The organism is bacterium (assembly GCA_024226335.1).
Classification (GTDB): Bacteria; Myxococcota_A; UBA9160; order SZUA-336; family SZUA-336; genus JAAELY01.
In genome coordinates, this window is record JAAELY010000187.1 from 1 (window position 1) to 4,744 (window position 4,744).

Annotated in this window: 3 protein-coding genes and 1 pseudogene; 3 read left to right on the forward strand and 1 reads right to left on the reverse strand. The window is 61.5% G+C overall.

Annotation, left to right across the window (positions count from 1 at the left end; translation table 11 throughout):
- The first annotated feature begins 266 nt into the window (after window positions 1-266).
- From GY725_09275 to GY725_09285, 3 genes are all read left to right on the forward strand, one after another.
- Window positions 267-1,637 carry a hypothetical protein gene (locus GY725_09275; GenBank protein ID MCP4004373.1) on the forward strand — a complete coding sequence of 457 codons (1,371 nt, stop codon included), beginning with the start codon at window positions 267-269 and terminating at the stop codon, window positions 1,635-1,637.
- A 354-nt stretch (window positions 1,638-1,991) separates the two neighbouring features.
- Entirely contained in the window at window positions 1,992-2,696 is a 705-nt protein-coding gene (locus tag GY725_09280; GenBank protein MCP4004374.1) for a DUF3850 domain-containing protein, read from the forward strand.
- 592 nt (window positions 2,697-3,288) lie between these two features.
- A complete protein-coding gene (locus tag GY725_09285) occupies window positions 3,289-3,576 on the forward strand; it encodes a transposase (GenBank protein MCP4004375.1) in 288 nt (95 codons plus the stop codon).
- A 211-nt stretch (window positions 3,577-3,787) separates the two neighbouring features.
- Here GY725_09285 and GY725_09290 read toward each other — a convergent pair.
- Window positions 3,788-4,171 (reverse strand): annotated as a pseudogene (locus tag GY725_09290) (site-specific integrase).
- Window positions 4,172-4,744: the final 573 nt, after the last annotated feature.

A 4,744-nucleotide genomic window follows, 5' to 3' on the forward strand; every position in this document is an offset into this window, starting at 1 on the left:
AGGGAACCTCTGGACAGGGAGGCTGCGGCTGCGAAGCGCGATGAATCCGCCTGCGCTGCGTCGCGCGACCCTCTGCAGATCTACGGATCTGCGATCGGATCACGCTGCTTGCTCAGGCGGCGACTCCCGCTTCTCGCTCGAATCCTCCCTGTGCAGAGATTCCCTAGCGCATAGGTATTGAAAACAAGTATTTTCATACACTATTATCATCGAAAGCGAACATCCCACCCCGCGACCGCTTTCAATAAACTGATTCGAGGGACTGCGTGACCGCGGACGAGCTCCGGCGACGACTCGAAGAGGCAGGGCCAGAAGCGCTCGCCTCGCTCCTGGTCGAGATCGCCGAAGAGAACGGTATCGTGCGCGAACGTATCGAGAGCCTTGCATTGCGCGGTGATCTCCCGGCGCAGCTGGCAGCCCTTGAGCGACGGCTGAAACGCTTTCGCAACGGGCGTTCGTTCATCTCGTACGGAGAGAGTGGCGATTTTGCGCGCGGTCTTGAGGTTTGGCTCGATGAGGTCGAATCGTCGGTGATCGCAGCTGACCCACAGTCGGCCTGGAAGCTCCTCGATCGCTTCCTGCGAACCGACGAGAAGATCCTCTCGCGCGCTGATGACTCGAACGGCTCAATCGGGGATGCCTACCGCCGTGCCTGCGCGCTCTGGCATCGAGCCGCCGCTGCGTTCCCCGCCGAACCCGACCGAGCCGACCACGTGTACGAACTTCACGCTGGGAACGACTACGGCACACGTGATGCGATCCTTGACCAGGCCGCAATTTCGCTCTCAGAAATCGAGCTTCGCCGTCTGGCTCGTACCTTTGAGGCCGAAGCCAAGGTCAGCGGGGCCGAGGGAGAAGACTATCGACCTCTTGCCGCCGCCGCCGCCATGGGACAGATTGCGTGCGCACTAGAGGATGCAGCCCTCTTCGAGCGTTCTGTCCATATCCGCTCGCCGCAGCCCAATTCGCTCCAAGCCGAACGCATCGCGGAGCGGTACCTACAGTTCGGTCCGGTCGCGAAAGCGGTCGAGTGGCTCCGCCAGACAACAGATGGTTCGGATGCGGGGGTCGGCCGACTCGATCTTCTAGCAGACGCGTATGAGAAACTGGATGATGCAGCGGGGCTCCTAGATGCACGCCGACGGCTCTTTGAGCGTTCGTTCTCCGCAGACCGATTCTCGCAGTACATGGCCCTTCTCCCCTCTGACGCTCGGGACGCGGTGCGTCGAGACGCCCTGGAACGTGCCGCGCGATGCAACGGCGCTCCGGTCGCTGCAGCTCAGTTTCTACTTGAAATTGGAGAAGCAGAGGAGGCGTCCAGACTCGTTCTTCGACTCCGCGGGCACCTGCCTGACGAGTTCTACACACACGTACTCACACTCGCCCAGCGCTTTGAGAAGGAAGGATGCGCTCTGCCCGCGGTTGCCTGCTACCGCGCGCTTACGGAGGAGATTCTAGGCGCTGCGCGTACCCGGGCTTATCGACACGCGAAGCGTTACGTCGATCGTCTGACGGCATTGCACGACGCTGTCCCAGACTACGGCGAGCTTCCCGACTATGACGACTATCTGGCCGGCCTACGCAAGCGCCATGGCCGCAAGCACAGTTTCTGGCGCCTCCTTTCGGACCTTCCCTGACCCCAGGTCCTGGGAGCTAGACATCCTCAACATGCTTCTAAGCGCCAAGCTGACGATGCATACGCGCTCCTCGACCTGCTTGAGACGCGGGACCCAGCGTTCGCCGAACTAGTCAGAGAAACTTCTAGGCAAGAGGCACGAGCTAGCGTTGCAAGGCGCAGAATTGTCGATTCATGACCCGGTGAGCGGAGGCTGAAAGCGAAATTCTAGCCGATGTCAAATGCCTCGCGGCTTGCGCCGCTCCGAAGTCCCTTTGCAGCTGCCCGGCTGCCCGCGTCCGTTCGAGAGCCCCCAGATTCCCCGACTGCCGGCTCTCAACAGCCGAAAATGGATGGTCTTATTAGGGAGACAGGGGTGCTATACTTCCTATCCGCGCTGCCTCGGCGCTGGCATATGAAGATCCACGAGCTCAAGACCTGGCCTGATCAGTTCAGCGCCATGCGCTACGGGATGAAGACTGGCGACGTCCGGCGGAACGATCGGAACTTCCAACCCGGCGACCTGGTGCGTTTCCTCGAGTGGGAGCTGGACAGGAACAAGGACGCCGGGGTGATCGATGCGCTCCTGAGCGGCGGGAGGACGAGGCTCGACCGCTGGGGGGCCGGAGGTGAGCAGGCGGTGCTCAAGCAGGCTCGTCGGGCCAGAAGTCGGGCTCGGGTTCTGGTGCCGGGCGGGCCGGGCCAGATTGGCTCGGTCGAATCGATCAACGGCCCGGTCCCTGGACTGCCAGGAGTCCTCAACCTTTTAGGTACAGGTCTTAGCGTTGACCCGCAGTCTGGAGAGGTGGTGGGCACGTCGTTCAGCCTAGGCATAGGACCCTCACTCTGCGGATGTTCAACTACGAAGAGCATCGGGCCATCGTTTGGTCTGCCGGAGAAAGTCGACTTCGTGGGGCCACTCGTGAAGGCCGCTGAGTTCTTGACTGACTTCTTTACCGCGCCCCTCGCGCCCCCCGGAGCCGGCGGGTTCGACCTCCAACCGTCGGCGGCGTCCGGTGGGTTCCTGCTCTATCCCAGCCGTCCGAACACGAACTCCATTCGGACCTCATATGCAAAGTGAGAGTAGGTGGCTATGATCGGGTTAGTCAGATGCGCGTCAAAGGGGGCCGATCCTGTTGTGGCGAGTGTACTTTGCGCTGGACCTATTCTTGGTCGTGGGCCAAGCAGTCGTTCTAGCACAATACTATGAATCGGCGTTCGTCGCCTCAAGTCTCGTAAGCCTCGGGGCGCAGACGCTCTCCCTCCTTGCCGTCTATAGCGTGGCGTTTTCGAGGAGGGTTCTCCCGAAGAGCTTCTGGCGCCTGTGGCTAGGCCCAGCAGTTGTGCTGCTGTTGTGGTTCAACACTTCGGTCCCTCACCATACGCCGTCGCAGGTGGCTTTGCTGGGCGAAGCAGGCCTTCCAATCTACCCCGCGTGGCTGGTTAGAACTTTCCGGTTCGCCCTCTTCGCTCCCGCTATTGTCGCTGTTTATCTGTTGGGGTTTAGTTCCTCGGAAGCCGCGGGTGATGCGACTTGAATTCGGGACCGTGGTATTCGGATGGTCGGCGGCGTCGCTGAAACCGTCGGCGGCACCGTATTCGCTGTTGGTGTGTCCTGAGTTTTTCGGAGGCGAATTTCTGGATTCTGTTGCCATAATCGTGAAGGGGACGACATGGCACGGAGAGGTTACGCGGCGGAGTTTCGGCGACGGGTCGTTGATCTCATGGAAGGCGGGCGGAGAGTGTCGGAGATTGCGGCAGAGCTCGGGGTGAGCGAGCAGACGATCTACACTTGGCGCCGGCAGGCACGTATCGACGCTGGTCTCGAGTCCGGGCTAACGACATCGGAGCAGGCCGAGCTCGCCGCAGCGAGACGGCGTATCCGCGAGCTCGAGGCCGAGCTGGCGATTCACCGTCGAGCGACCGAGCTGCTGGAATACGACGAGTCCACGCCGAACTGACGCTGGGACACGGGACTGAGCGCCGCGCCCCAACCTGGAATCCGACCGAGAGAATCGCCCGATCGCGGGCGCCTATCTCCGTTTCCGCATCCGGAGCATCGAGAATCTGCCGCGCTTGCCGCTGGCTATACGCAGGCGTTTTACCGGTGCGGCGATTGACCTTTGGCCGACGTAAGCCAACCGCTGGATTCACGTCGACGACGTTGTGTTCCTTTAGGTGAGTGAAGAGAGACGAGAGCGCAGCAAGGCGACGGCGGATCGTGCTTGAGCTGTAGGGAAGTGGCTTGTCTGCTCGAGCAGTGGCCACCGGATTCGCGCCCGGTCGCTGCATGAACTTTTTCCACTGGGTTATCGGCTTGTGGTCGATCGTTCGAAGTTCTCGGATGTCCGAGACCCCGAGGAAGTTCATGAAGTGCAGCACGGCTTGCTTGTGGGCCCGGCGGGTCTGCTCCGAGTCGAACTGGGCGAGCCACTCGGCCTCTTCTGGGATCTGGCGGCTGAGCTCGGCAACCGTGAGGTCGCCCGGTCGTTGGCCTAGGAGCCCAACCGACGTCGTCAGAACCGGTGTTCTACTTGCTCTCCCCTCTTGACCCATATGGCCGAGAATAACACCCGATAATCCTGTTCATCATCCGTTTGATCCCGTGGGAGGGGGGGCCGCCATAGCTGGCTCAGCGAGTCACTCTTGGCGCTTCACGCGACGAATCGAGTCCGCGATAACTTTCGCGATCGCCTCCCTTGTTTCTTTCTGTCCGCCGCCCGATTGGTCCTGGCTCAGCCGGACCCGGTAGCCTCGAACCACCGTCTCTTCGTCGTCGGCGGGTTCCATCGCAGGCTGCGGGATATGGTCCGAGATCTCGTCTGGAGTGAGGATTCGAACTCGGCTCCAGTCATCCTCCGAAACAGTAGACTGGATCACCTGCGCCAGCTTCCGTACGCCGCGGCTGTCTGCAACCACAACAAGCACCGCATCGAACCCCGCCGATAGGCACTTCTGCACGTTTCGTAGCCGATCGCCGACGATCGCACGACAGTGGGTTCTCTCGCTGCCCTATCCCCTCCGTCTCTGGCTCGCCTACGACCCCGATCTGTGTACGGCCGTGCTCGGGGTCTACCTGCGCGCTCTATCGAACTGGCAGACGCACCGAGCCCGAACGGAGCAGAACCC